The 26,598-nt window shown below is 71.9% G+C and carries 22 protein-coding genes and 1 tRNA gene; 14 read left to right on the forward strand and 9 right to left on the reverse strand.

Going from position 1 to position 26,598, the window contains the following annotated elements; all coding sequences use genetic code 11:
- Positions 1 to 166: 166 nt before the first annotated feature.
- From hpnA to ACQKQD_RS02425, 6 genes are all read left to right on the forward strand, one after another.
- Entirely contained in the window at positions 167 to 1,195 is a 1,029-nt protein-coding gene (gene hpnA / locus ACQKQD_RS02400) for a hopanoid-associated sugar epimerase (RefSeq protein ID WP_026604540.1), read from the forward strand.
- Positions 1,192 to 2,088, forward strand: a complete 897-nt coding sequence (hpnC, locus tag ACQKQD_RS02405; protein ID WP_056531744.1) for a squalene synthase HpnC — start codon at positions 1,192 to 1,194, stop codon at positions 2,086 to 2,088. The genes hpnA and hpnC overlap by 4 nt, the downstream gene beginning before the upstream one ends.
- Positions 2,085 to 2,936 (forward strand): presqualene diphosphate synthase HpnD, encoded by an 852-nt coding sequence (gene hpnD, locus ACQKQD_RS02410; RefSeq protein ID WP_020090629.1) that lies wholly within the window; start codon positions 2,085 to 2,087, stop codon positions 2,934 to 2,936. Before hpnC ends, hpnD begins: the two co-directional genes overlap by 4 nt.
- The gene (gene hpnE, locus ACQKQD_RS02415; RefSeq protein WP_091977740.1) at positions 2,936 to 4,237 is read left to right on the forward strand and encodes a hydroxysqualene dehydroxylase HpnE; all 1,302 of its coding nucleotides are present in this window, start codon (positions 2,936 to 2,938) and stop codon (positions 4,235 to 4,237) included. Before hpnD ends, hpnE begins: the two co-directional genes overlap by 1 nt.
- A 42-nt stretch (positions 4,238 to 4,279) precedes the next feature.
- Positions 4,280 to 6,277: a squalene--hopene cyclase gene (shc, locus tag ACQKQD_RS02420; RefSeq protein WP_020090627.1), complete on the forward strand. Its 1,998-nt coding sequence runs from the start codon at positions 4,280 to 4,282 to the stop codon at positions 6,275 to 6,277.
- 233 nt (positions 6,278 to 6,510) lie between these two features.
- On the forward strand, positions 6,511 to 7,209 hold the full coding sequence (locus tag ACQKQD_RS02425; protein WP_020090626.1) for a phosphorylase: 699 nt from the start codon (positions 6,511 to 6,513) through the stop codon (positions 7,207 to 7,209).
- A gap of 115 nt (positions 7,210 to 7,324) precedes the next feature.
- On the opposite strand, the gene ACQKQD_RS02430 is transcribed toward ACQKQD_RS02425, so the two are convergent.
- Positions 7,325 to 8,851 carry a Do family serine endopeptidase gene (locus ACQKQD_RS02430; RefSeq protein WP_020090625.1) on the reverse strand — a complete coding sequence of 509 codons (1,527 nt, stop codon included), beginning with the start codon at positions 8,849 to 8,851 and terminating at the stop codon, positions 7,325 to 7,327.
- A 326-nt stretch (positions 8,852 to 9,177) separates the two neighbouring features.
- Between ACQKQD_RS02430 and ACQKQD_RS02435 the strand changes: the two genes are divergently transcribed.
- A complete protein-coding gene (locus tag ACQKQD_RS02435; protein ID WP_427507383.1) occupies positions 9,178 to 9,543 on the forward strand; it encodes a hypothetical protein in 366 nt (121 codons plus the stop codon).
- Between the two features lie 70 nt (positions 9,544 to 9,613).
- Here the strand turns inward: ACQKQD_RS02435 and ACQKQD_RS02440 are convergent, their stop codons facing one another.
- From ACQKQD_RS02440 to ACQKQD_RS02455, 4 genes are all read right to left on the reverse strand, one after another.
- Complete coding sequence (locus ACQKQD_RS02440) at positions 9,614 to 12,331, reverse strand: valine--tRNA ligase (RefSeq protein ID WP_427507384.1); 2,718 nt, start codon at positions 12,329 to 12,331, stop codon at positions 9,614 to 9,616.
- Positions 12,332 to 12,444: 113 nt separating this feature from the next.
- Complete coding sequence (locus ACQKQD_RS02445) at positions 12,445 to 12,996, reverse strand: DUF2497 domain-containing protein (protein WP_331299340.1); 552 nt, start codon at positions 12,994 to 12,996, stop codon at positions 12,445 to 12,447.
- A gap of 197 nt (positions 12,997 to 13,193) precedes the next feature.
- The gene (locus tag ACQKQD_RS02450) at positions 13,194 to 14,807 is read right to left on the reverse strand and encodes a TolC family outer membrane protein (protein ID WP_020090621.1); all 1,614 of its coding nucleotides are present in this window, start codon (positions 14,805 to 14,807) and stop codon (positions 13,194 to 13,196) included.
- 411 nt (positions 14,808 to 15,218) lie between these two features.
- Positions 15,219 to 15,977 carry a collagen-like protein gene (locus tag ACQKQD_RS02455; protein WP_244534804.1) on the reverse strand — a complete coding sequence of 253 codons (759 nt, stop codon included), beginning with the start codon at positions 15,975 to 15,977 and terminating at the stop codon, positions 15,219 to 15,221.
- A gap of 279 nt (positions 15,978 to 16,256) precedes the next feature.
- Between ACQKQD_RS02455 and ACQKQD_RS02460 the strand changes: the two genes are divergently transcribed.
- Positions 16,257 to 16,481: a hypothetical protein gene (locus tag ACQKQD_RS02460; protein WP_427507385.1), complete on the forward strand. Its 225-nt coding sequence runs from the start codon at positions 16,257 to 16,259 to the stop codon at positions 16,479 to 16,481.
- Positions 16,482 to 16,523: 42 nt separating this feature from the next.
- Here ACQKQD_RS02460 and ACQKQD_RS02465 read toward each other — a convergent pair whose 3' ends face one another.
- Complete coding sequence (locus ACQKQD_RS02465; RefSeq protein WP_427507386.1) at positions 16,524 to 18,437, reverse strand: putative bifunctional diguanylate cyclase/phosphodiesterase; 1,914 nt, start codon at positions 18,435 to 18,437, stop codon at positions 16,524 to 16,526.
- Between the two features lie 306 nt (positions 18,438 to 18,743).
- On the opposite strand from ACQKQD_RS02465, the gene ACQKQD_RS02470 reads away from it, so the two are divergent.
- Together ACQKQD_RS02470 and ACQKQD_RS02475 are read left to right on the forward strand one after the other, a co-directional pair.
- A complete protein-coding gene (locus ACQKQD_RS02470) occupies positions 18,744 to 19,811 on the forward strand; it encodes a spore photoproduct lyase family protein (protein WP_020090617.1) in 1,068 nt (355 codons plus the stop codon).
- A gap of 93 nt (positions 19,812 to 19,904) precedes the next feature.
- Positions 19,905 to 20,363: a nucleoside deaminase gene (locus ACQKQD_RS02475; RefSeq protein WP_091925371.1), complete on the forward strand. Its 459-nt coding sequence runs from the start codon at positions 19,905 to 19,907 to the stop codon at positions 20,361 to 20,363.
- A gap of 16 nt (positions 20,364 to 20,379) precedes the next feature.
- Here ACQKQD_RS02475 and ACQKQD_RS02480 read toward each other — a convergent pair whose 3' ends face one another.
- Together ACQKQD_RS02480 and ACQKQD_RS02485 are read right to left on the reverse strand one after the other, a co-directional pair.
- Positions 20,380 to 20,691: an ETC complex I subunit gene (locus ACQKQD_RS02480; protein ID WP_020090615.1), complete on the reverse strand. Its 312-nt coding sequence runs from the start codon at positions 20,689 to 20,691 to the stop codon at positions 20,380 to 20,382.
- 25 nt (positions 20,692 to 20,716) lie between these two features.
- Positions 20,717 to 20,793: transfer RNA gene (locus ACQKQD_RS02485), tRNA-Pro, on the reverse strand.
- A gap of 358 nt (positions 20,794 to 21,151) precedes the next feature.
- Here ACQKQD_RS02485 and ACQKQD_RS02490 point away from each other — a divergent pair.
- The 4 genes from ACQKQD_RS02490 to ACQKQD_RS02505 all read left to right on the forward strand — a co-directional run bounded on the left by ACQKQD_RS02490 (position 21,152) and on the right by ACQKQD_RS02505 (position 24,389).
- Entirely contained in the window at positions 21,152 to 22,090 is a 939-nt protein-coding gene (locus tag ACQKQD_RS02490) for an SMP-30/gluconolactonase/LRE family protein (RefSeq protein ID WP_056531771.1), read from the forward strand.
- Between the two features lie 115 nt (positions 22,091 to 22,205).
- Complete coding sequence (locus ACQKQD_RS02495; protein WP_132366017.1) at positions 22,206 to 22,913, forward strand: glutathione binding-like protein; 708 nt, start codon at positions 22,206 to 22,208, stop codon at positions 22,911 to 22,913.
- A gap of 7 nt (positions 22,914 to 22,920) precedes the next feature.
- The gene (locus tag ACQKQD_RS02500; protein ID WP_082558041.1) at positions 22,921 to 23,496 is read left to right on the forward strand and encodes an NUDIX domain-containing protein; all 576 of its coding nucleotides are present in this window, start codon (positions 22,921 to 22,923) and stop codon (positions 23,494 to 23,496) included.
- Positions 23,493 to 24,389, forward strand: a complete 897-nt coding sequence (locus ACQKQD_RS02505) for an inositol monophosphatase family protein (protein ID WP_331299330.1) — start codon at positions 23,493 to 23,495, stop codon at positions 24,387 to 24,389. Before ACQKQD_RS02500 ends, ACQKQD_RS02505 begins: the two co-directional genes overlap by 4 nt.
- Before the next feature lie 94 nt (positions 24,390 to 24,483).
- Here ACQKQD_RS02505 and ACQKQD_RS02510 read toward each other — a convergent pair whose 3' ends face one another.
- Entirely contained in the window at positions 24,484 to 26,433 is a 1,950-nt protein-coding gene (locus ACQKQD_RS02510; protein WP_427507387.1) for a DUF4139 domain-containing protein, read from the reverse strand.
- Between the last annotated feature and the right edge of the window lie 165 nt (positions 26,434 to 26,598).

The following is a 26,598-nucleotide window of genomic DNA, read 5'->3' on the forward strand; positions in this document are numbered from 1 at the left end:
ACGGCCCCGCCTGTTGTGCGGAACACGCCCACGGGCGCGTGCCGCGCCGCGGCGCGACCCTGTCCGGCACCGCTCAAGCTTGCCGCTCGGGCGGTTCGATGACACAAGCGCGGCGCGGCTGGGGATCCCCGGCCGCACTGGTTTTCGGTAATCCTCCAGATCCGCGATGGCAGAGGCCCCAGCTTCCGGCCCGTCCGAGGTCGGTCCCGTGCTGATCACCGGCGCGAGCGGCTTCCTCGGCTCAGCCCTGGTCGACGTGTTCCGCCGGGCCGGCTTCCCGGTGCGCATCCTCGTGCGCGCCTCGAGCCCCCGCCGCAACCTCACCTGGACCGACGTGGAGATCGCCGAGGGCGACATGCGCGACCCGGCCGCCGTGGCGGCGGCGATGCGCGGTCAGCGCTACCTGATCCACGCCGCGGCCGATTACCGGCTCTGGGCGCCGGACATGGAGGAGATCGTCCGCACCAACCGCGACGGCACGCGCCTGATGATGCGCGCGGCGCTCGAGGCCGGCGTGGAGCGTGTCGTCTACACGTCGAGCGTCGCGACGATCAAACCGCCGGCCGACGGCGTCACGCCCTCCGACGAGACCATGCCGCTGACGCCCGAGACCGCGATCGGCGCCTACAAGCGCAGCAAGGTCGTGGCCGAGCGGGTGGTCGAGGAGATGGTCGCCCGGGACGGCCTGCGGGCGGTGATCGTCAACCCGTCGACGCCGATCGGTCCCCGCGACGTCAAGCCGACGCCGACCGGCCGGATCATCCAGGAGGCGGCGCTCGGCAAGATGCCGGCCTTCGTCGATACCGGGCTCAACCTCGCCCACGTGGACGACGTGGCCCAGGGACACCTCCTGGCGCTGCGCAAGGGCCGCATCGGCGAGCGCTACATCCTCGGCGGCGAGGACGTGTTCCTCTCGCAGATGCTCGCCGACATCGCCGGCATGGTCGGGCGCAAGCCGCCGACCGTGAATCTGCCCCGGGCCGCCGTCTATCCGGTGGCGTTCTTCGCGCAGCTCGCCGCGCGGGTCACCGGCAGGCAGCCCTTCGCGACGATCGACGGGATCCGCATGTCGCGCTACCGGATGTTCTTCTCGGACAGGAAGGCGCGCGCCGAACTCGGCTACACGGCCCGGCCGTACCGCGAGGGCCTGTCGGACGCGATCACGTGGTTCCGGGAGGCGGGCTACCTCGCATGAGCACCCTCGATTCCGCCACCGCGACGCGCTCCGGCAAGGGGCACCGCGACGAGAACTTCCCCGTCGCCTCGCACCTGATCCATCCCCGCCACCGGGGCGCGATCCTGGCGTTCTACAACTTCGTCCGCGCCGGCGACGACGTGGCCGATCACGCCGCCCTGTCGCCCGAGCGCAAGATCGAGCTGCTCGATCGCCTCGCCGACGCGCTCACCGGCGCCGGGCCGTCCGATCCCGAGGCCGAGCCGCTGAAGCGCGAGCTCGCGGCCCGCGGCCTGCCGCCCCGGCACGCCCTGGAACTCCTCGACGCGTTCCGCATGGACGCGCGCAAGAACCGCTACGCGGACTGGGACGAGCTGATCCACTACTGCCGCTACTCGGCGATGCCGGTGGGCCGCTACGTCCTCGACGTGCACGGCGAAGACCCGGCCCGGGTCTACCGGGCGTCCGACGCCATCTGCGCGGCGCTCCAGGTGATCAACCACCTCCAGGATTGCGGCAAGGACTTCGCGGCGCTCGACCGGGTCTACCTCCCGCAGGATTGCCTCGACCGCCACGGCGCCACCGTGGCGATGCTCGGCGAGGCCGAGGCGCCGCCGCAGCTCCGGGCCGCGATCCGCGAACTGGCGCAGCGCTGCCTGGACCTCCTCGACGAGGGCGCGGTCCTGCCGGACCTGATCGACGACCTGCGCCTGTCTCTGGAGATCGCTGCCATCCACCGGCTCGCCGTCGTGCTGAGCCGGGGCCTGCTGGAGCGCGACCCGCTCTCGGAGAAAGTCCATCACGGCAAGGCCGCCTTCGCGCTGACGGCGCTGGGCGGCGTCGCCGCCACCCTGGCGCGCCGGCCCTTCCGCGGCCGGACCGTCCGGGCCGCGGCTCAGGGAATCCGCTCGTGACCGCCACCGCCACGCCCGCCCAGGACCACGCGAGCGCCGCCCCGGCGCTGCCCGCCGCCGGCTCCTCCTTCTACACGGCGATGCGCCTGCTGCCGAAGGAGCGGCGGGAGGCGATGTACGCCGTCTACGCCTTCTGCCGCGCCGTCGACGACGTCGCCGACGACGGCGGCACCCGGGCCGTCCGGCAGGTCGAGCTCGACCGCTGGCGGGCCGATATCGACGCGCTCTACGCCGGCCGCCCGGCCCCGCGGGTGCGCGACCTCGTGGAGCCCGTGCGCCGATTCGGCCTGAAGCGCGAGGATTTCCAGGCGGTCATCGACGGCATGGCGATGGACGCCGTCGAGGACATCGTCGCCCCCGACGCCGAGACCCTCGACCTCTACTGCGACCGGGTCGCCAGCGCGGTCGGCCGGCTGTCGGTGCGGATCTTCGGCATGCCGGAGGCGGACGGCATCCGGCTGGCGTGGCACCAGGGCCGCGCGCTCCAGCTCACCAACATCCTGCGCGACATCGACGAGGATGCCGAGCGCGGCCGCCTCTACCTGCCGCGCGAGAAGCTCCGGGCAATCGGCCTCACCGACCCGACGCCGGCAGAGGCGATCGGCCACCCCCGCATCGGCGAGGTCTGCATCTCCCTCGCCCGCGAGGCCGAGGACCATTACCAGGCGACCTGGGAGATCATCCGGCGCAGCCCCCGCAAGGCGACCAAGGCCGCCCGGCTGATGGCCGCCGCCTATCACCTCTACCTCAAGGCGGTCCTCGCGCGCGGCTGGGCGATGCCCCGCGCCCGGGTGAAGCCCGGCAAGCTCGCGCTGCTGGGCGTCGTCGTCCGGCACGGCCTGATCTGATGGGCACCGTCCACGTCGTCGGCGCCGGCCTCGCCGGCCTCGCCGCTTCCGTCGCGCTCGCCGAATCCGGCGCCCGGGTGGTCCTGCACGAGGCCGCCAAGCAGGCCGGCGGCCGCTGCCGCTCGTACTACGACCCGGCCCTCGGCCTGACCATCGACAACGGCAACCACCTGCTCCTGTCCGGCAACGCCGATTCCCTCGGGTTCCTCCGGACGATCGGCGCGCCGGCCGACGCCCTGGTGGGGCCGGACGTGGCGGAGTTCGACTTCGCCGACCTGAAGACCGGCGAGCGCTGGCGGCTTCGGCCCAACGCCGGGCGGCTGCCCTGGTGGGTCATGAGCCCGGCCCGCCGCGTCCCCGGCACCCGGGCGCGGGACTACCTCGCGCCCCTCGGGATCCTGCGCGCGGCCTCCGGCAAGGCGGAGGGTGCGGGCGGCACGATCGGCGCCCACATGGCCTGCGAGGGCACGCTCTACCGGCGCCTCTGGCACCCGGTGCTGCTCGCGGCCCTCAACACCGAGCCCCGCGACAGCGACGTCGGGCTGGCGGCGCGGATCCTGCGCGAGACCCTGGGGGCGGGCGGCAAGGCCTGCCGCCCGCTCGTGGCCGTCGAAGGGCTGTCCTACGCCTTCGTGGATCCGGCGATCCGCTACCTCACGAGCCGCGGCTGCGAGATCCGCCTCGGCCGGCGCCTGCGCGGCCTCGACCTCGCGGACAGCCGCGTCGGGCAGCTCGTGTTCTCGGACGGTGCCGAGACCCTCGGTCCGGAGGACGGCGTCGTGCTGGCGCTGCCGCCGTGGGTCGCCCGGGAGGTGTTGCCCGGTCTCCTCGCACCGGTGGAATTCCGCTCTATCGTGAACGCGCATTTCGCGCTGGTGCCGAAGCCCGGCAGCCCGCTCGTCCTCGGCGTCGTCAACAGCCTCACGGAGTGGCTTTTTGCCTATCCGGACCGGTATTCGGTCACGATCAGCGGTGCCGACCGGCTCCTCGACGTGCCCCGCGAAGACCTCGCGCGGCAGATCTGGGCCGAGATCGCACAGTTGTGCAACCTTGCACCCGACCTGCCCAGCTGGCAGATCGTAAAGGAGAAGCGTGCGACCTTTGCGGCGACGCCGGCGGAAGCCGCGCGGCGCCCGAAGGCCGAAACCGCCTACGACAATCTCGTCCTGGCAGGCGATTGGACCGCCACCGGCCTGCCGTCGACGATCGAGGGAGCGATCCGCTCTGGCCAGACGGCCGCACGTTCCTTGCGTGCGGGATCTGCCGCGCGTGCTGGAACCCAGGTGCGCGGCGCAGCTTGAGGCATGGCGTCCGCCGCGAGGCGGTCGTTCGAGGCGAGGACTATGAGAGAGGCCGTTAGCAAAGTCGAGGCGCTGCAGCGCTCGAAGACTCAGGGGATCTCGCTCGAGGACGTCGAGCGCGGCGTGGCGCAGGCGACGCGCGCGCTGACCGCCCTGGCGCACGACGACGGGCACATCTGCTTCGAGCTCGAGGCGGATGCCACGATCCCGTCCGAGTACATCCTGTTCCACCATTTCCGCGGCACGCGGGTCCCCGGCGACCTCGAGGCCAAGATCGGCAATTACCTCCGCCGCACCCAGGGGCGGCACGGCGGATGGGCCCTCGTCCACGAGGGGCCGTTCGACATGAGCTGCACGGTCAAGGCGTATTTCGCCCTCAAGATGATCGGCGACGACATCGAGGCGCCGCACATGCGCCGGGCGCGCGAGGGCATCCTGTCCCGCGGCGGCGCGGCCAACGCCAACGTGTTCACCCGCTTCATGCTGGCCCTCTACGGCGAGGTGCCGTGGCGCGCCGTGCCGGTGATGCCCGTCGAGGTGATGTTCCTGCCGAAGTGGTTCCCGTTCCACCTCGACAAGATCAGCTACTGGGCCCGCACCACCGTGGTGCCGCTGTTCGTGCTCCAGGCGACCAAGCCCCGGGCGCGCAATCCCCGCGGCATCAGCGTGCAGGAGCTGTTCGTCACCCCGCCGGAGAGCGTCCGCTCCTGGCCGGGCTCGCCCCACGCCACCTGGCCCTGGACGCCGATCTTCGGCTTCATCGACCGGGTGCTGCAGCGGGTCGAGAACCACCTGCCGCGCAAGAGCCGGCAGCGCGCCATGGAGATGGCCCGCGCCTGGGTGAGCGAGCGCCTCAACGGCGAGGACGGCCTGGGCGCCATCTTCCCCGCCATGGTCAACTCGGTGCTGATGTACGAGGTGATGGGCTACCGGCCCGATCACCCGCAGGTCCGCGTGGCCTGCGACGCCATCGAGAAGCTCGTGGTCGAGAAGGCCGACGAGGCCTACGTCCAGCCCTGCGTCTCACCGGTCTGGGACACGGCGCTCGCGAGCCACGCGCTGCTCGAGGCCGGCGGCCCCGAGGCCGAGGCCCAGGCCCGCGCCGGTCTGGACTGGCTGAAGCCCCGGCAGGTGCTCGACATCGTCGGCGACTGGGCGGCGCGCAAGCCGAAGGTCCGGCCGGGCGGCTGGGCGTTCCAGTACGCCAACGCGCACTATCCCGACCTCGACGACACCGCCGTGGTGGTGATGGCGATGGACCGGGCCATGCATCAGCACGGCCTCGTCGCCGGCATGCCGGACTACAAGGCCGCGATCGCCCGCGCCCGGGAATGGGTCGAGGGTCTGCAATCCGAGGACGGTGGCTGGGCGGCGTTCGACGCCGACAACAACCACATGTACCTTAACCACATCCCGTTCTCGGATCACGGCGCGCTGCTCGACCCGCCGACCGCGGACGTGACCGCCCGCGTGGTCGGGATGCTGTCCCAGCTCGGCGAGACCCGGGAGACCTCCCGCGCCCTCGACCGCGGCGTGAACTACCTCCTGAATGATCAGGAGGAGGACGGCTCGTGGTACGGCCGCTGGGGCATGAACTTCATCTACGGCACGTGGTCGGTGCTCTGCGCCCTCAACGCCGCCGGGGTCGACTCCGCCGATCCGCGCATCCAGAAGGCTGTGTCCTGGCTGATCCGGATCCAGAACCCGGATGGCGGCTGGGGCGAGGACGCCTCCTCGTACAAGATCGACCCGGCCTTCGAGCCCGGCTCGTCCACCGCCTCGCAGACCGCCTGGGCGCTCCTCGCCCTGATGGCGGCCGGCGCGGTCGACGACCCGGCCGTGACCCGGGGCATCAACTTCCTGACCCGCACGCAGGGCGCGGACGGGTTCTGGAAGGAGGAGCGCTACACCGCCACGGGCTTCCCGCGGGTCTTCTACCTGCGGTACCATGGTTACCCGAAGTTCTTCCCGCTCTGGGCGATGGCGCGCTTCCGCAACCTCAAGCGTGGCAACAGCCGGCGCGTCCAGTTCGGCATGTGACGTCCGCCGACGTCCTGGGGCCGGCCCGGCGGGCCGGCTCCGCTCCGCCGGATCGCGGCGCGCTCGACCGTCCCGACAGCCGATCCGCGAGCCCCGGTACGAGACACGTGGCCTCCTCAGACAGCGATCCCGCGGGACCGGACGAACCGCCCCCCGCGTCGGATCCGGCCCGGACCCCGCCTCGGCGCTCGCGCCTTCTTGCGGACCTCGCCGGACTCGTCCACGAGCGCGCCATGATCGATCCCGCCGCGCCCGTCCTGGCCGTTACCGGCCTCGCCCGCGAGCGCCGCATGGCGGCGGGGGCGGGGGTCGAGGCCGTGGGAGCCGGCGGCAATCCCCACCGGCTCCGCCAGCTCCTGGAGGCCCGCGGCCAGCCCGGCTGCCGGGCGGTTGTCAGCTTCGGCATCGCGGGCGGCCTCGATCCCTCGCTCCGGCCAGGCGACGTCGTGGTGGGCACCGGCGTGGTGAGCGAGGAGGGGCGGCGCGCCGCCGATCTCGACCTGTCGGCCACGCTGCTCAACCTCCTGTCCGGCGTCGGGCCGCGGGTGATCCCGGCGGATCTGGCGGGCGTCGACACGGCGGTGCTCGCGGTCGACGGCAAGACGGACCTGCGGACCACCACCGGCGCCGCGGCCGTCGACATGGAATCGCACGTGGCCGCGTCCTTCGCGGGCCGGCACGGCCTGCCCTTCGCGGCCGTGCGGGTGATCTGCGATCCGGCCGACCAGGCCCTCCCGGCTTTCGCGGCCTCGGCGCTCACGCCGGACGGCGAACCCGACATCGCCGCGGTGTTCTTCGCCTTCGCGCGCGGCCGGGCGCGGCTGGGAGACCTGATGCGCCTCGCCCGGGACTCGAACGCCGCCTTCGCGGCGCTGGGACGGTGCCGGACGCGGCTCGGGCCGGGACTGGGCATACCGGTCCCGGGTCGCTGAGACCCGCGAACGCGGTCAGGCGAGCCACGAAAAAGCGCCGGCCTGTACGGCCGGCGCGAGTCGGAGGTCACCACGAGACGGCGCGGGGCGGACCCCGCGCCGGGAGAAACCGGCCTCAGCCGGCCTTCTTGTTGAGCGAGACCGCCACGAACCGGGTCTGGCCCTTGCCGCTCTTCACCCGCATCAGCACGGCCTTGCGCCCGCTCGACTCGGCCGCCCGGATCTGCGTCGCCACATCCGACGGACGGGCCACGCTCTGGCCGCCGACGTCGAGGATCACGTCGCCCGCCTCGATACCCTTGGCGGCCGCCGGGCCGTCGGGATCGACCTGGACCACCGCGACGCCCTGATCCGACAGGCCGACATCGCCGGCCGGGGCGAGCTGCAGGCCGAGCCGCGGCTGGCCGTTGCCCGAGTCGTCGTCGCGGCTCGCCATCTTGGTGCCGTCGGTCGGCATCGTGCCCAGCGTCACCGTGGCGGTGTCGGTCTTGCCGCCGCGAAGGTAGCTCAGCTCGACCTTGGCGCCCGGCTTCAGGCCGGCGATCTTGCGCGACAGCTCGCGGGCGCTGTCCACCGTGTCGCCGTTGACCTTCTCGATCACGTCGCCCGCCTTCAGGCCGGCCTTGGCCGCCGGGGTGCCGTTCTCGGCGTGGTCGACGAGGGCGCCCTTGGCCTTGTCGAGGCCCAGGCCCTCGGCGATGTCCTGCGTCACGGGCTGGATCTGGACGCCCAGGTAGCCGCGGGCGACCTTGCCGTCGGTCCGGAGCTGGTCGACCACCGCCTGAACGGTCTCGGCGGGGATCGCGAAGGCGAGGCCGACGCTGCCGCCCGACGGGGACGCGATGGCGGTGTTCATGCCGACCACCTCGCCGTTGACGTTGAAGGTCGGGCCGCCCGAGTTGCCCTTGTTGATGGGCGCGTCGATCTGCAGGAAGTCGTCGTAGGGACCGGCGCCGATGTCGCGGCCGCGGGCCGAGACGATGCCGGCGGTCACGGTTCCGCCGAGGCCGAACGGGTTACCGATCGCCACCACCCAGTCGCCGACCTGCGGCGCGGCCTTGCCGAACTGGACGTACGGGAAGTTCGAGCCCTCGGTGATCTTCAGCAGGGCGACGTCCGTCTTGGAATCCTTGCCGATGACCTTGGCGTCGAGAGTGCGCCCGTCGTCCAGCGTCACCTGCACGGTCTTGGCATGGTCGACCACGTGGTTGTTGGTGACCACGTAGCCGTCGGCCGAGATGATGAAGCCGGATCCCACCGCGCCGCGCGGGCCCTGATGCTGGGGCTGCATGCCGCCGGGACCGTTCTGGCCGAATCGCTTGAAGAACTCGCGCAGCTGCGGCGGCACGTTCTGGAGGTTGCGCCCCTGGCTCGGGCCATCGTCGTCGTCGCTGCTCGCCGAGTCGTCGAGCTTCACCTTCACCGAGACCACGCCCGGCTTCACCTTGTTGACGATGCCGGCGAACGAGCCCGGCGGGTGCTCGGGCGCCTCGATCGGCGACTTGGGCAGAGCCTGCGCGTAGGCCGGGGTCGCGGCCGGCAGATAGCCGCTGCCGATGGCACCGCCGGCGATCAGCGCTGCGGCCGCCACGGAGGCGAGGGCGCGGCGCGAGGTGCGGCCAGTGGGACGGGTCTCGGTCATGGGGGGTCTCAACCTCTCGGGACTGATCGGGACGACGCCGGCGGTCGCGGCCGTCGATGGGATCTGTCTAAGGGGCGGCGCCTGACCCGGGCGTGGCGATCAAATTACCGTTTGGACAGGTAGCCGAGCGCTCGCGGAGCCCCAGCGCGATCGCGGCGCGTGACCGAGACCGGAGGTCCGACGACCCGGCGCGGGTTGGGCCGGATCCAGGCTCGTGCTGTCCGGCACCGCCGTTTCCGGGAGTCGATCTTAAATACCGCTCAGTTCGGCGGGCCGGCGCAATCTCGGTGCCGCCAGATTTGAGTGTGTAGGCAGAGGAATTGACAATGAAGGTGCTGCTGGCGGCCGCCATGGTCTTCGGGTCGACTGTCGGCGCGCTGGCGGTCGAGTCGTACGCAGATTACCGTGATTACTTCGACGCGAAGCCCGTCGTCGCAAGTCGCGCGCCGCACAGCGTTTCCGAGAGAACGTACAGCGTCGATACGCGCCGCCCCGGAGATGAGCGCGTTGCGAAATCGGCGGCCAACTTCCGGCCCGGCTACTGGAACCAGTCGGGCGGCTACGTTCCACCGGACTATTCCCTGCATCCGCGGGGCGCGTCGCAGGACGGCTTCTGGACCCCGAACGACGCGTCCGCCGCCAGTTGGGGCGGGCCGCGGGCGTTCACCGGAACCCTCGGCACCCGACGCTGACGGGCGAGCCTCCGGGGCCGGGTCACCCCCGGGGCGGGCCTGACACGTCGGAGCGCTCCCGGACGGGCGCTCAGTCCCCGCTGAGCCGGACCAGAGCTTCCTCGATCTTCGCCAGCCGCGCCGACTCGCTCTCGCGGCGCTCCCGGTTCTCCTCGATGATCTCCTCGGGCGCCCGGGCCACGAAGTCGGCGTTGCCGAGCTTGGCGTCGATCTTCTTGATCTCTCCCTGCGCCTTGCCCTGCTCCTTCTTCAGGCGCGCGACCTCGGCCGCGAGGTCAACCACGCCTTCAAGGGGCAGCGCGGCGACGCTGCCGCGCACCAGGAGCTGCACCGAGTTCTTCGGCGGCGCCTCCGCGAAGGTGATCTCCGACAGCCGGGCGAGGCGCAGGAGCGTGTCGCGCCACGCCTCAACCCGCGCTCTCACCTCCGGGGCGGCGCCGACCATGACCAGCGGGATCTGCGCGCCGGCCGGGACATTGGTCTCGGACCGCGCCGAGCGGATCTGGCTGACGAGATCGACCACGAACCCGACCTCGGCCTCCGCGGCCGCGTCGGCGAGGCCGCCGAGGTCCGGCCATGCGGCCAGGGTCAGCAGGCCGCGCTCCGGCAGGTCGGCGCCCTTGATCGCCCACAGCTCCTCCGTGAGGAACGGCATGAACGGGTGCAGCAGCTTGGCGACCTGATCGATCAGGAACGCCACGCTCGCCTGCGTCTCGGCCCGGATCGCCGGATCGACGCCCTCGCCCTGAAGAACCGGCTTGGCGAGCTCGAGATACCAGTCGCAGAAGATGTTCCAGACGAAGCGGTAGGCCACCGCCGCCGCGTCGTTGAAGCGGAAGGCCTCGAGGGCGCCCGCGACCTCGTCGACCGCGCGGGCCGCCTCGGTGAGCGCCCAGCGGTTGATCGCGCCGGTGGCGGAGCGCGGGTCGAAGGCCGGGTCCAGGCGGCAGCCGTTCAGCTCGGCGAAGCGGGCGGCGTTCCAGAGCTTGGTCGCGAAGTTGCGGTAGCCCTGGACACGGTCGGTGGACAGCTTGATGTCGCGGCCCTGGACGGCCAGCGCGCAGAGGGTGAAGCGCAGGACGTCGGCGCCGACCTGATCGATCAGTTCCAGCGGATCGACGACGTTCCCCTTCGACTTCGACATCTTCGCGCCCGACGCGTCCCGCACCAGGGTGTGCAGGTAGACCGTGTCGAAGGGCGCCCGGTCGGTGAGGTGCAGGCCCATCATCATCATCCGGGCGACCCAGAAGAACAGGATGTCCTTGCCGGTCACCAGGGTGTTGGTCGGGTAGAAGCGCGCGAGTTCCGGGGTCGTGTCCGGCCAGCCCAGCGTCGAGAACGGCCAGAGCGCCGAGGAGAACCACGTGTCGAGGACGTCCGCGTCGCGGGTGAGCGCGACCGGCCGGCCGTGCTGCGCGTCGGCCGCCGCCTGCGCCTCGGCCTCGCTCTCGGCGACGAAGATGCCGCCGGCGTCGTCGTACCAGACCGGGATCTGGTGGCCCCACCAGAGCTGGCGCGAGATGCACCACGGCTCGATGTTGGTGAGCCACTGGAAGAAGATCTTCTCGTAGTTCTCCGGCACGAACTTGGTCTGCCCGTCGCGCACCGCCTGGAGGGCGCGCTCCGCGAGCGGCTTGACGTTCACGTACCACTGGTCGGTCAGGTAGGGCTCGATGACCACGCCCGAGCGGTCGCCGTGCGGGACCGCGTGGGTGTTCGGCTCGATCGCGCGCAGCCAACCGCGCGCCTCCATCAGCGCCACCACCTCCTTGCGGGCCTGCGCCCGGTCGAGGCCGTGGAGCGCCAGGGCCTCCGGCTCGGGCGCGACGCTGTCGAGGAAATCGGCGTTGCCGTCGAGCAGCATCCGGCCCTCGGGGTCGAGGACGTTGATCAGGCCGAGCCCGTGGCGGCGGCCGACGTCGAAGTCGTTGAAATCGTGGGCGGGCGTGATCTTGACCGCGCCCGTGCCCTTCTCGGGATCCGAGTAGGTGTCGGCCACGATCGGGATCAGCCGCCCGACCAGCGGCAGGCGCACGCGCTGGCCGACGAGCGCGGTGTAGCGCGCGTCCTCGGGATGGACCGCGATGCCGGTGTCGCCCAGCATCGTCTCGGGGCGGGTGGTGGCCACCGTGATGACGGCGCCGGTCTCGTTGCCGGCCTCGTCCACCACCGGGTAGTCGAAGTGCCAGAGATGGCCCCTGGTCTCGACCTGCTGGACCTCCAGGTCCGAGATCGCGGTCTGGAACTTCGGGTCCCAGTTCACCAGCCGCTTGTCGCGATAGATCAGGCCCTGCCGATGCAGGTCGACGAAGGTCTTGAGCACGGCCCGGCTCAGCCCCTCGTCCATGGTGAAACGCTCGCGGGACCAGTCGCAGGAGGCGCCGAGACGCTTCAGCTGGTTGACGATCGCGCCGCCGGATTCCGCCTTCCAGGCCCAGACCTTCTCGACGAAGGCCGCGCGGCCGATCTCGCGGCGGCCGGGCTCCTGACGCTCCATCATCCGCCGCTCGACCACCATCTGGGTGGCGATGCCGGCATGGTCCGTCCCCGGCTGCCAGAGCACGTCCCGGCCGCGCATGCGCTCGAAGCGGCAGAGGATGTCCTGCAGCGTGTTGTTGAGGGCGTGGCCCATGTGCAGGGAGCCCGTCACGTTCGGCGGCGGGATCACGATGCAGTACGGCGGGGCCCCGGCGCGCTCGGGCCGGCCGGCACGGAAGGCGTCCGCCTCGGCCCAGGCGGCGGAGATCCGCGCCTCGACGGAGGTGGGCTCGAAGGTCTTGTCCATCATCGCGGGTACGGGCCGGCGCTTGTCCAAACGGGGGTGGCCCCGCTTTCGACCGTCACGCCGCTCCCGTCAACACGCGGACGGCGGCCCGCGGCCGCCGTACCCAGGCCGCCGGCTCAGCGGCCGCGCGACACCCGCTCGATCTCGGCGCGCACGAGGCGCTCGACCACGGCCGGGAGGTTGTCGTCGAGCCAGGATTTCAGCATCGGCCGGAGCATCTCCTTGACGAGATCCTCCAGGGTCCGGGCGTTCTGCGTCAGCACGGTGTGGGCCAGCAGGTTGAACGCGCCGCTGACGCTGGCATCCGTGGCCGGAGAGACCAGGGCCTCGGGCTCCGGCTCGGGCGCGCGGGCGGCCTGGAGCACGGGCTGCGGGGGCGGAGGCGGTGGGGGCGGCGGCTCCGGGGCCGGCTCGGGCTCGGGCTCGGGCTCCGGTTCGGGCGCGGCAATCACCGGGTCCTCGAAGTCGATCGCGTCGAAGTCGAGCAGGTCCGGGGCCGGCTCGGGTTCCGGCTCCGGCTCGACGACGCGCGGGCGCATCACCGGCTCGGCGACCTCCGCGAGGTCGAGCACGTCGTCGGGCTCCGGAGCGGGCGCCGCGACCTCGGCCGGCTTGGCGGCCTGATCGTCGGCGATGATCCTCCGGATCGACGCGAGGATCTCTTCCATCGAAGGCTCGTGCGCCTTATCGGCAGCCTTGTCCTGGAATTTCGAGTCCGGGATCTTGGGGCTTGCTGCACTCATCGGCAGGCGCACTCGGGCATGGGAGACTGGAAAGCGACCCGAATGGATCGATGTTCAATCAGTATTCCATGCCGTTTCGTGACGGCAAGCGCGCCCACAACACACTCCCCGTGGAAAAGCCGTCAGCGACCGTCCGGGGTGCGCAGGCCGAACCAGAGATCCTTGACCTGATCGTAGTGAACCTTGGCGCTGTAGTATTCGACCGGGAGCGCCGTGAAGCGCGCGGTCAACTGTCCGATCGCCTGGACCACCCCGTAGGAGAAGATGACCCGGTCACGCTGGGCGACGATGAGGTTCACCCGGGAGTTCAGCAGTTCCTGCTGCGCGTTGAGCACGTCGAGGGTCGTGCGCTGGCCGACGCGCGCTTCCTCGCGCACGCCGTTCAGCGCCACCTCGTTGGCCTGGACCTGGGCCTGGGCGGCGATGACCTGCGCCTTGGCGGCCTCGAGCCGGCCCCAGAAATCGACGATCTGGGCGCGGACCTGATCGCGGATCTGGTCGACCTGGATGCGGGCCTGGCCGACCGACTCCTTGGCCTGCCGGATCTGCGCGTAGGTCTGGCCGCCCTCGTAGATCGGGATCGAGAGCCGTCCGCCGACGAAGCCGACGAAGAAGCTCTGGTTCGGTCCGTTCTGGTCGTAGAGCTGGCTGAGCGAGCCCTGCAGGCTGAGCTGCGGGGCGAGCTGGCCTTCCAGGACTTTCACCTGGGCCTCGCTCGCGTCGACGTTGTGGATGGCCGAGACGACCTGCGGGTGCTCGCGCAGGCCGACGGCGATCGCCTGATCGAGGCTGCGCGGCACGAACCGGTCCAGCGGCCGACCCGGCGCGAGCTGGCGCGGCTCGACGCCGATGTTCTGCCGGTAGACGCCGATGCTCGTGCGGAGGGTCGATTCGGCCTGGGCGACCTGCGATCGCGCGCCGGCCAGTCGGGCCTCGGCCTGCGCGACGTCGGTCCGGGTCACCTCGCCGACGTTGAAGCGGTCCCGGGTCTGGCGGAGCTGCTCTTCCAGAACCTCGACGTTGTTCCGGTTCAGCTCCAGCGTCGCCGTGTTGCTGAGCACGTTCATGTACGCCTGGACGGCGCTGTACAGAACCGACAGCTCGGTGAAGCGCAGGCTCTCGCGCTGGCTGTAGACCTGCGACTCCGCGCGCCGGACCGTGTTGTCGGTCTGGAAACCGTTGAAGATCGTCTGCGTGACGTTGAGGCTGGCGGAGCTCGGCAGGTAGGTGGTGCGCGTCGTCCGCCGGGAGGTGATGACCTGGCTCGCGATGTCGGAGGTCGCGCCGCCGGACAGGCCCTCGCCGCCGGTCGCGGATCCCGCCGCCCCGGCACCTGAGGTTCCGATGCCGGTGGTGCCGCCCGCGGTCCCGATCCCCGTCGTCCCGATCCCCGTGGTCGTTCCGGTCCCGGTCGTCCCGGCGCCCGCCGTTCCGCCCAGGCCGCCGCCCGTTGTCCCGAGGGCCGATCCGGCGGTGGTCGCGGCCGTGCCGCCGGTGGCCGCCGTCGCGACCGTGCTGGACGAGCGCGTCTGAAGGTACTGGACGCCGATCGCGGCGTTGACGTTGACGGTCGGCCGGTAGCCCGACTGCGCGATCGCCACGTTCTCGTCGATAGCGCGCACGCCCGCACGGCTGGCGTTCAGGCTCGGATTGCCCTGATAGGCCTTCGCGAGAGCGCTCTCCAGAGTCTCGGCCGATGCCGGCATGGCAGCCAGCATCGCGAGTCCGGACACCATCCCGGCCAGGCGGAACGTCGGGCAACTCGCTGGTGGACGTCGTGTCACGATGAACAAGCCCTTGCGGTCTCTTTCGGTCCGGAAGTCCGAGACGAAAACGGCCAAGGTACGGCGTTTCGCTCGTCTCCGATCAAGCCCGCCCCACCGTCACGCTTAGCGCAAACCGGGCGCTTTGGCTCGCCTCGGTGCGGGTCTGGCGGCGGAATGTGCGGCGTTGGGGCATTAAGGTGACACACCCGGCGCGGACAGCGCGGCACGCGAGCGAATTGAGTTGTTAAGTCGCATAAATACGCTCTTCCAAAGACTATTGCCGGCGTGCAGCCACGCGAGACTTGGGAGCCGACGCGTCGCCCCCGGCCGGGCAGGGTGGCCCGTTCCGCGGCTGGCCCTGCGGTCGACACCGGTCCGCGCCTAGTAGCGGTCCATCCCGCCGCCGCCGGCGTCGGGCTCCAGATCCAGCGGTCCCTCGGGCGCGGATTCCGGCTCGGGTGCGCGGCGCGCCCGCGCCGGCGGCCGCGGCTTCGGCGCCGGCCCTGCCAGCGCGGCCGACGGGTTCGGTTTCGGCGCGGCGCTCGGGGAAGCCGGCTGCCCGCGGGTGCCGCCGGGCGGCCCGGGCGGGCCGGGCGGGCCCATGGCACCCATCAGCCCCGGTGCGCCGGCCATGCCGATGGGGCCGCGCTCGCCCGGCGGGCCCGGCGGTCCGGCGACGCCCTCCGCGCCGGCTGGCCCCTGGGGTCCGGGCGGCCCGGGCGGTCCCATCGCGCCCCGCTCGCCGGGAGGCCCGGCCTCGCCCCGCGGACCCGTCTCGCCGCGCGGGCCGGCCGGGCCGGCGAGCCCGGGCGCCTGCGGCCCCTGCTGGCCGCACTCGCCGACCACGATGCTGCGGGTCTGTTTCGGCGTCCGCAGCGTCGCGATGCAGGTGGCCGGATGATAGACGACGCGAAACTCGAAATAGCCGCGGCTGTCGGTCCGGTGGGGGAACTGGCCGTCGAGCGTGATCTCCACCCCCGGATCGTCGGCGTAACCGATGATCCAGAGATCACCGCCGGTGATCTTGGCGGCCTCGATGCGCATGTCCGCCGCCCGCGCCGGCAGCCCGCAGGCGGCCGACAGGGCCAGCATCGAACACAGCGCCCAGCGCTCGCGCCACAGGCGTTTGGCAGATCTCATGGCAGGTCACGCAGTCTTTTAGACGGTCAGAATGCCATAGCCCGCAAACTAAGCAATAAATTGCGGAGAAAGTTGGATGTGGAAAAGCGCGGCCGGTCGAAGGCCGTAGTCCGAAATGGGTATTCGAAGGGCGCGCGGCGGGGCCTGTAGCGTGACCGCGCTGGACCCGGTCAGGCGTGTGCGGACCGGGCCGGCAGAGGAGTGACGCGGACCGATTCACCGGTCACCGCCGCGCGAGCGCCCCGGGCCGCATTCGGACCCGCGGTGGAGGGTTCTGCCGTGGACAACGACGATCCGCCCTGGGACACGGACCCGCTCTGGTACGACCGGACCGAGTCCGGAACGCCGCCGGGGCCCATCCTCGAGGCGCTGGCCTGGCTGTTCCTGCTGGCGATCGCCGGGTGCGCGGCGCTCGTGTGGCTCTACGGGATGCCGGACCGCCTGTGGCGCGCGGCGGCGCGCCGGCTGATGTGCCGCGATCCGGCGGATGCCGGGCGGTTCTGAGCCGCGCGCGCGGGCCTGACGGCTCCGCGCGCCGGCACCGGCTCAGGCCGCGGCGATGCGCGTGCTGAGCAGGGTGGCTTCCAGATCTTCCACCGGCATCGGGCGGCCGAGATGGTAGCCCTGCAGGAACGGGCAGCCCATCGCCTGCAGGATGTTCAGGTCCTCGGCCGATTCGACGCCTTCCGCCACCACGTCGAGCCCGAGCAGCCGGCCGAGGCCGAGGACGGCGAGGACGAGCCCGCGCTTGTCGTCGCTCGCCCCGAGGCCGGTCACGAAGCTCCGGTCGATCTTGATCCGGTCCGCCTTGAGCTGGCGCAGCGAGGAGAGCGACGAGTAGCCGATGCCGAAATCGTCCAGGGCGACCCGGATGCCGGCGCGGGACAGCGCCTGCAGCTTGCCCTGCACCGCGCCGATGTCGAGGGCCGTCTCCTCGGTGATCTCGATCTCCAGCAGGGTGGGCGGCAGGCCGAGGAGGTTCAGGCGCCCGATGACGATCTCGTCCACGGGGACCTGCGCCATCTCCCGGGGTGAGACGTTCATCGCCACGCGCACGCCGCTCAGGCCGCGGCGATGCAGGATCTCCAGCATCGCGCAGACCTGCTCGAGGATGTAGCGGAGCAGCGATTCGGTCAGGCCGGCCATCGCGGCGGCGGCGATCAGGTCCGGGGGCGCGATCCAGCCGAGCCGCGGATGCTCCCAGCGGATCAGGGCTTCCAGCCCGACCAGGGTCCGGCCATCGGCCGCGTAGATCGGCTGGAACCAGACCTTCGGGGCGTTCTCGACCAGGGCCTGCGACAGGTCGCGCTCCAGGTCCCGCCGCATCTGCAGCCCCTCGCGCAGGCCCGAATCGAACACCCGGTAGCGGTTCCGCCCGGCGGCCTTCGCGGCGTAGAGCGCCTCGTCGGCGCAGCTCAGCATCTCGGTGAAGCTCGGCTCCGCGCTCGCGTGGACGCCGATGCTGACCCCGAGGCGGCCCGCGTCGAAGCCGTCGAACGGCTGGGACACCGCGGCGATGAGGTTCGCCGCCATGACGTCGTCGGGCACGCCCGACGTCACGGGATCGTACAGCACCGCGAACTCGTCGCCGCCCAGCCGGGCCGCGAGACCGTTCTCCGGCAGCGCGTCCTTCAGCCGGCGCGCCACCTCGACGAGCACCCGGTCGCCCGCCTTGTGGCCGTAGACGTCGTTGACGAACTTGAACCCGTCGAGGTCGAGCATCAGCAGGCTGAGGGTCCCGGTGCGGAGCCGGTTCTCCGTCGCCTGGAGGAAGCCCGCGCGGTTCAGCAGGCCGGTGAGATCGTCGTGCGTGGCGCGCCACCGCATCTCGTCCACGAGGGCGCTGGCGCTGGCATGGGCCTCGGCACGGGACCGGGCGAGGGCGTGAGCCTCGTTCTTGAGCCGGCTCGCCTCGCGAAACACGGACTCGCTGCGGAACGCCGTGTGCGTCAGGGCGAGGAAGTAGAGCAGCACGCAGGCCGCGAGGCAGTTCCGGTCGAAGTCGCCGGCATAGGCGAGGCAGGCCACGACGGACAGCAGCGGCAGGGCGATGAAGGCGAGGGGGATGCGCGCGTACGCGATCCCGTGCGTCACCGCCCCCGCGGTCACGCCGCAGGTGATGGTCAGGTAGAACAGGGTCTCGGCGGTCGTGTAGCCGTCGCACAGGAGCGGCTGGCAGGCCCAGACCAGTCCGGAGAGGAACGCCGCGACCGTGAAGACGCGCAGGTGCCGGTCGACGGAGCGCGCGGCGGCCGCGGCGAGGCTCGGCGTCATGTCGGCGGTCAGCGCCAGGCCGAGGCAGGGGATCCGGCAGAGGGCGATTCGCAGGAGGTTGACGCTGGTCGACGCCGCGAACCAGATGGCCCCCACGGTGCCGTGCCCGCTCCTGTAGGCGACGAGCATGCTCGCCACGCCGAGCAGCATGTTGACCGGGATGGCCGCCAGCACGCTCCCGCGCATGGCCTCCAGCTGATCCCGCCGGATCAGCGCGCCCCACCTCGGATCTGCAGGGTCGAGAGATTCACCGGAGCCGGGTGAGCCCGGCTCGGATCTCTCCTGGTCCCGAACGATCATCGCACGTCCACTCGAAGATGAGGGACTCATGGCACCGAATCGTAAGATATCGTTGAACGATCAACGCGCGCCGCGCCCGATCCCGAGCTTTTCGCGCGCCGCGCGAAGAGAGACTCCGGGTCGCAAGGCATTCCGGCCGCGTCGCCGCGCACCATATCGGGTCGCGGGCCGCTTCCGGGCCCCGGATCGTCCATGGCCCTGACCCGCGACCTGCTCGATATCCGGACGATCTATCACGAGCCCACCGTCGGCGACTTCCCGCTGGGCCGGGACATCCTGGCGCGCTTTCCCGACGCCGCGCGCATCGTCGTGCCGTCGCACTGGAACATCCCGGAACTCCACGGCAACGCCGGCTCGGTGGAGGATTGGGTGCGGATCAAGCGCTCGACGCTGGTCCTCGGCGTGAAGAAGGGCCTCGCCATGCGCCCCAACGGCCGCAGCGCCCACTTCATCGCGCCCTCGACCTCCAACGGCTGCGCCATGGCCTGCGCCTACTGTTACGTGCCGCGCCGCAAGGGCTTCTCCAACCCGATCTCGCTGTTCGTGAACCTCGAGCAGGCCTGCGCGGCGATCGCCCGCCACGCCGGCCGCCAGGGGCGCCTGCCGGAGCCGGACCCGATCGATCCGGAGCACTGGGTCTACGATATCGGCGAGAACGGCGACCTCTCGGTCGACGCGGCGGTCAGCGACGGAGTCCGCGCCCTGGTCGCGCTGTTCCGCACCCTGCCCAACGCCAAGGCCTCCTTCGCCACCAAGGCCGTCAACCGCGACCTCCTCGCCTACGATCCGCAGGGCAAGACGCGCGTCCGCTTCTCGCTCATGCCGGCGCGGATCGCCCGGATCGTGGACGTGCGCACCGCCCCGATCGCCGAGCGGATCGCCGCCATCGACGAGTTCGTGGCCGCCGGCTACGAGGTCCACGCCAACTTCTCGCCCGTGATCCTCTACGAGGGCTGGGAGGCCGACTGGCGGGCGCTGTTCGCCGAGATCGACGCGACGCTGTCCGACGCCGCCAAGGCGCAGCTCAAGTGCGAGATCATCATGCTGACCCACAACGCGGATCTGCACGCGGTCAATCTCGGCTGGCACCCGAAGGCCGAGGACCTGCTCTGGCGGCCGGACATCCAGGAGGCGAAGGTCTCGGAGGGCGGGGGCACCAACCTGCGCTACCGGGCCGGCTGGAAGGGCCGCTGGCTCACCCGCTTCAAGGCCCTGCTCGCCGAGACGATGCCCTACTGCACGGTGCGCTACGCGTTCTGAGCGCGGAGCGCTGAACTTCCGGCCGCGCGCGGCGTTGGCGCGCCAGCGGAGGAAAGCTCAGCCATGTCGAGCCCGTCCATGTCGAGCCCATCCATGTCGACGCACGAGGACCATATCGGCGAGGCGGTGGCCCTCGCCGCCGCCAATGTCGAGGCGGGCGGTGCGCCCTACGGCGCGGTCATCGTGCGGGAGGGGACCGTGCTGGTCCGCGCGGCCAACACCGTGCACGCGACCAACGACCCCAGCGCCCATGCCGAGATGGTGGCGCTGCGCGAGGCCAGCCGCCTCCTCGGCCGCCGCGACCTCGGCGACTGCGTGATGTACGCGAGCGGCCGACCGTGCCCGATGTGCCACGCCGCGATGCGCCTGGCCGGCTTCAAGGAGGGCTACTTCGCCTTCTCGGCCGAGGAGGCCGAGACCTACGGCGCCGGCAGCGCGTCGATCTACGCCGAGCTCTGCCAGCCCCTCGATGCGCAGCCGATGCGCGTCACGCAGCTGCGTCCGCCGGGCGATTCGCCCTACCCGGCGTGGAAGGCGCGCCGCGAGGCCTGACGCGGCGGCGACGGCCTCAATGGGTCCAGGGCGCCGTGCGGTTGAACTTGAAATTGTCCGAGTAGGACAGGCCCTTGCGCTGGACGGGCTTGGCCGGCTGCTCGACGCGGTAGGCGATCCCCTCGCGCTTCGCGTAGGCCACGGCCTCCTCCTCGGTGTCGAATTCCAGGCGCACTTGCTGGAGCATGTCCGAGGACCCGTTCCACCCCATCAGCGGATCGATCTCGCGCGGGCTGGTCCGGTCGAACTCCAGGATCCACTGCTTGGTCCGGGCGAGGCCCGACTGCGTGGCGTCCCGAGACGGACGGAAGATGCGGGCGCTCGGCATCTGACTCGACAAGCTCCTGATCGAATGGTCGGGGCGATAGGATTCGAACCTACGACCCCCTGGTCCCAAACCAGGTGCGCTACCAGACTGCGCCACACCCCGACTGCCACACGGCCTCAATGCCGTAGCGGTTCCGCCGTTCCCCCGCAAGGCGCGGCGCGGTGCGCGCCGACGCTTCCGGGATCGGCCCTTCGCGGCGGCCTGGCCGTCGCGTACCACTTGTCAGACAAATCGGGGCGCGGTAGCGTTCGGGCCGGGACGAGGGCCGGGCCGCCCCGCTGTCGAACCGGCGCCTGCCATCACTGGGGGGTGGAGGATGGTGCGCCCGGATCGCCGTGCCGGGCGCTTCCGGCCCTCGTCGCCGCAGCGCCGCCGCGGTGCTGCGCCCGCGTCCGCGCGGCGGGCCTTGCCGGCCCGCGCCGGAACGGTGACGATCGCCGCGAGTGACAGGGACCTGCCCGTGTGGACACCGAGCCCGCGCTACCCGGACCCGGCGGTCGAGATTCTCGACGCCGCCTTCGCCCGCTACCGGGTGTTCAACGCGGCGGTCGAGCGCCTCGCGACCGGCTTCCGCTGGTGCGAGGGGCCGGTCTGGTTCGGCGACGGACGCTACCTGCTCTGGAGCGACATCCCCAACGACCGCATCCTGCGCTGGGACGAGGAGAGCGGGGCGGTCGGCCTCTACCGGCGGCCGTCGGGCTTCGCCAACGGCAACACCCGCGACCGGCAGGGGCGGCTCGTCACCTGCGAGCACGGCGGCCGTCGGGTCACCCGGACCGAGCATGACGGCGCGATCACCGTCCTGGCGGACGCGTTCGAGGGCCGCCGGCTCAACTCGCCCAACGACGTGGTGACCGCGGCCGACGGCGCGGTCTGGTTCACCGACCCACCCTTCGGGATCGGCGGGTTCTACGAAGGCGTGCGCGCCGAGCCCGAACTGCCGCAGAACGTCTACCGGCTCGACCCGGTCACCGGTGCGCTGGAGGCCGTGGCCACCGACCTCGCCGGCCCCAACGGCCTGTGCTTCTCCCCCGACGGCCGCGTGCTCTACCTCGTGGAATCGCGCGGGCAGCCGACCCGGCGGATCGTCGCCTACGACGTGGTCGCCGGCCGCACGCTCCGCGACCGGCGGGTCCTGATCGATGCCGGGCCGGGCACGCCGGACGGGCTGCGCTGCGACGTCGACGGCAATCTCTGGTGCGGGTGGGGCATGGGCGACGACGCCCTGGACGGCGTCATGGTGTTCAACCCCGACGGCCGGCCGATCGGCCGCATCCGGCTGCCGGAGCGCTGCGCCAACCTCTGCTTCGGCGGCCGGCACCGCAACCGCCTGTTCATGGCGGCGAGCCAGTCGCTCTACGCCGTCCACGTCGACGTCCAGGGCTGCGCCGGCGGGTGAGGCCCGGATGCCCAGCCCTGCGTGCGCCGCCGGCGTCGTCGCCGGCACCATGCTTGACCGGAGCGGCGCGCCGACCCACTTCCCGTCCGCCGGGGGCATAGCGGGACACCAGCCGATGATCGAACTCCATTACTGGCCGACGCCGAACGGCCATAAGATCACGATGTTTCTCGAAGAAGCGGGCGTTCCTTACCGCATTCATCCCGTCAATATTGGTAAGGGTGAGCAGTTCAACCCGGATTTCCTCAAGATCGCGCCCAACAATAGGATGCCGGCGATCGTCGACGACGAGCCGGCGGGCGGCGGCGCGCCGGTCACGCTGTTCGAGTCGGGGGCGATCCTGCTCTACCTCGCCGAGAAGACCGGGCGCTTCATCCCGGGTGACGCGCGCGGCCGGGCCGAGGTGCTGCAATGGCTGTTCTGGCAGATGGGCGGCCTCGGCCCGATGCTCGGCCAGAACCACCACTTCTCGCAGTACGCGCCCGAGAAGATCGACTACGCGATCAAGCGCTACGTCAACGAGACCAACCGGCTCTACGGCGTCCTCGACCGGCGGCTGGCCGACCGCGCCTTCGTCGCCGGGCCGGACTACTCCATCGCCGACATGGCCTGCTATCCCTGGATCGTGCCGTGGGAGAAGCAGGGGCAGAACCTCGACGAGCACCCGAACCTCAAGCGCTGGTTCACGGCGATCGCCGAGCGGCCCGCCACCAAGGCGGCCTATGCCCGCGCCCCGGAGGTCAATCCCGATTTCGGCAAGACCATGAGCGAGGATGCCAAGAAGGTGATGTTCGGCCAGACCGCCGCCAGCACCAAGCGCTGACCGGATCATGGTCGAGATCCCGCCCGCCCTGCCGCTGCAGGTGATCCACCGCGGCTGGAACACCTTCGGCATCGCCACGCTGACGCTGCAGGACGGCAGCACCGTGCGGCGGGCGCTGGAGGACCACGGGCAGGCGGCCTGCGTGCTGCCCTACGATCCCGAGCGGCGCGTGGCGCTGCTCGTCCGTCAGGCGCGGGTCGGGCCCGCCTTCTGGGGTGAGTCGGCCGAGTTCGACGAAGCCCCGGCGGGCGGCCTCGACGGGGGCGCCCCCGAGGCGACGGCGATCCGGGAGGCGATGGAGGAGGCGGGCGTCCGGCTGACCCGGCTGGAGCCGGTCGCCCACGCCTACAGCATGCCGAGCGTGTCCTCGGAGCGCCTCTGGCTCTACCTGGCACCCTACGCCGCGGCCGACCGGGTCGGCCCCGGCGGGGGTCTGCACGCGGAGGGCGAGCAGGTGGTGGCCGTGGAGATGCCGCTGGCAGCGCTGGCGGAACAGGCCCGGGCCGGCCGCCTGCCCGATCTCAAGACCCTGGTTCTCGTCCAGGCCCTGATGCTCCGAAGCCCCGAACTGTTCGCCGCATGACCCTCTCGCCCACCGCACCCGCGCCGGATGTCCTCGCGGCGATGCTCGCCTTCGCCGAGGAGGCGGCCCCGCTGGCCCTCGCCATGCGGGCGGGAGGCCTCGCGATGAGCAACAAGGGTCCGGATCTCGGCCAGGCGCTGACCGAGGCCGACCTCGCCGTCAGCCGGTTGATGCACGCGCGGTTCGGCCCCGACCTGATCGAGGAGGAGACCGCCGAGGATCTCGGACAGGCGGCGGCCCGGGCGCTGCTCGCCCGCGACGCCTGGACCTTCGTGGGCGACCCGATCGACGGGACCCGGCCCTTCGCGGGCGGCCTGTCGGGCTGGGGCGTGATGGTGGCGGCCTGCCGCGGTGGCTGGCCCCGGGCCTGCGTCATGAGCCTGCCGGCCTGGAACGAGGACCGCTCCGCACCGGCCGGGGGCGTACCGGCGGAAGCCACGGAGGGTCTCCTGCTGGCGGCGAGCGAGGGCCGCGCCTACTGGGCCCCGACCCGCGGCGGCCGCATGACGACGGCGCTGCGCCCGCTCGAGCGCCCGGAGCGCCGGACCGGCCATGTCGGCTGGCTGTCGGTGACGGCGCAGCGCTACACCCTGGATTACGGCCGCGGCTGGTTCCCCTGGAGCGAGGGCGGGGCGATCTCGGACGCCGCGCTCCTGGCCACCGGGCGCCTCGACGCGACCCTGAGCAACAACCGATTGTGGGACCTGGGCCCGATCCTCCCGCTGTTCGAGGCGCTGGGCTTCCGCCTGTTCCACTGGCCCGATCTCGGGGATCCGCCGGCGGACTTCGTGGACCTGTTCGACGCCGAGCTGTCGGCCCACGACGACCTCTGGCTGGTGTGCCGGGATCGCGCGCAGGCCGCCGATCTGGCGACGGCCATCCGCCCCGCCTAGGACAGGGCCCTGCCGGGCCGCGTCCGGGCCGCGTCCGGGCCGGGATGGCCGTCGATCGGGCGGTCCCGGATCGCGCGGGGATCCGGGACCGCTCTCAGAGCGCCGCGATCAGCGACCGGATCCGCGCCTGCGACGCCCTGAGCCCGTCCTCGGCCTGGGTCCGGGCGGCATCGAGCTTCGCCAGTTCGTCCTCCTGGGCACCCATGCGGCTGAGATAGCGGCGCGCCAGCTCGCTGTCCTTCGGAACGGCGCCGAGATTGCTGCGGATGCGCTCCTGCTCCGCCTGCACCTTCGCCGCGCGCTCGCCGATCTCCTCGACGGTCCGGGTCGCCGCGGCGACCTCGGCGCGGGCCTGGGAGAGGGTCTTGAGCTTGCCGCCCAGCTCCGGGTCGGTCGCCAGGGAGGCCCACCGGACGAGCAGCGCCTCGTCGGCGTCGACGAGGTCGTAGGCGTCGATCCGGACGCGCTCGAGCACGGCCCGGGTCTCGGCCGTCCCGCCGGCGGGAACCGCGACCTTGAGGCGATAGGCCGTGGGGGTCTCGCCGTCGCGAGCGGACGCGGTGAGGGTCCAGCCATCCCGTCGGGGATGCTCGATGATCACGGAGCGGGCGGCGTCCGGCGCACCCTTGATCGTGTAGGTCGTGACCTCCCGGGCGATCACCGTCGCGCGCGCCACGCCGTCGACCACGGTGATCTTGGTCAGGGCGTCGCTCGGCGCGGTCTCCGCCTGGACGGCGACCTTGCGGTCGAGGGCGAAGCTGGCGAGCCGCTGCTCGCCGACGGGCGTCGCGGGCAGACGGGCGTCCCCCAGGTAGCCGGCCTTGCGGTCGTAGAGGGTGATGAGGCCCGCCGGCAGGGTCGCGCCGGCGCTGTTGCGGATCCGGAGGGCCGCGATCGGGTGAACCCCCTGGCCTGGCTTCCAGAGGGCGACCCGCTCGGCCTCGATCTCGATATCGAGGAACGGCACCGACAGCGTGCCGCCGGCGCGCAGATCGACCGGATGCGGCAGCGTGAAGTTCGCCGCGACATCCCCCTCGCTGGCGGCGGCGCCCGCGGTGGCGGCCGCGGCGTCGTAGCTCGGTTCCGCGGCCTCCATGCGGCTGTCGCGGGTGTCCATCCGCGCCATCGGGGCCGGAAGGGGCGCGGCGGCGGGGGCCGGGGCGCGCAGGCGCGCGACCGACTTCGACGCGACCGTGCCCGGGTCGAGGTCCGGCATGCCGACATCCTCGACCATTACCGGCGCCTCCGGTCTCTTGCGCCAGTAGCGCTTGTGCAGGCGCTGGAGGAGCGCCACCGGCGAGCCGGACGAGAGGGTGACGTCGACGCCCGTCCAGTCGGCGCCGAGGGCGTTCTCGATAATGGCCCAGGCCTGCAGGTTCGCGCGGCCGCCGCCGCCATCGACGATGCGGTAGCTCGTCTTCCAGACGGGCGCGGCGACGACGTAGGTCAACCGGACCTCGCGTTGGCCCTGCCCGGAGACGGCGATCTCGACCCGGTGGGCGTCGCCGACCTTGGTCTTCCCGGCCGCCGCGATAGCCTCGGCGATCTTGGCCGCCATGGCCGGGTCGAGGATCGTCACGGAGGCGCCGTCCTCGATCGGCACGGATTCGAGCGTGCCGGTCGCGGTCAGGACGGTCAGGATCGAGACGTCGCCGGTCTCGGTCCCGGCATTCCGCTCGGAGACGCCGAGCACCCGCCCTTCGAGCGTGCGCCCGCCGCTCTGGACCCGGATCGGGACGCCCTGCAGCTTGCCCACGAGGCGGGTCGGCGCGGACAGGTCGTCCGCGGTGAACGGCATCGTCCGCAGGGTCTCGTCGGCCTGATCCACCCCGTCCAGGCGCAGGGCGCCGACGGTTCCGACGGGATCGCGCACGACGAGGCTCTTGAGGATGTCGTCGACCTGCTCGGGCCGGACGCTGAGCCCGATCGTCCCGTCGCCGTCGACGGCATGGACCAGGGTCACTTCGGCCACGCCACCGCTCGACAAGGTCACCGCGCGGATGCCGTCGGGCGCTGCCATCAGGGGCGGTGCGGCTGCAATCATGGACACGAGGACTCCGGCTAAGGTCAGATGCGATCGGATCAATTCGTCTGGCTCCAGTCAGGGCGCGCCCGCCGCACGCGGTCCCACCCTGGCCGACCGCGCGCCGTCCGGCAAAGGCTTCGTGACGCGCGCGGGCGTGACCCGATCGCGGGCGCCCCTCCCGTG

It is taken from the genome of Methylobacterium sp. NPDC080182, assembly GCF_050281105.1.
In the GTDB taxonomy this organism is placed as follows: Bacteria; Pseudomonadota; Alphaproteobacteria; order Rhizobiales; family Beijerinckiaceae; genus Methylobacterium.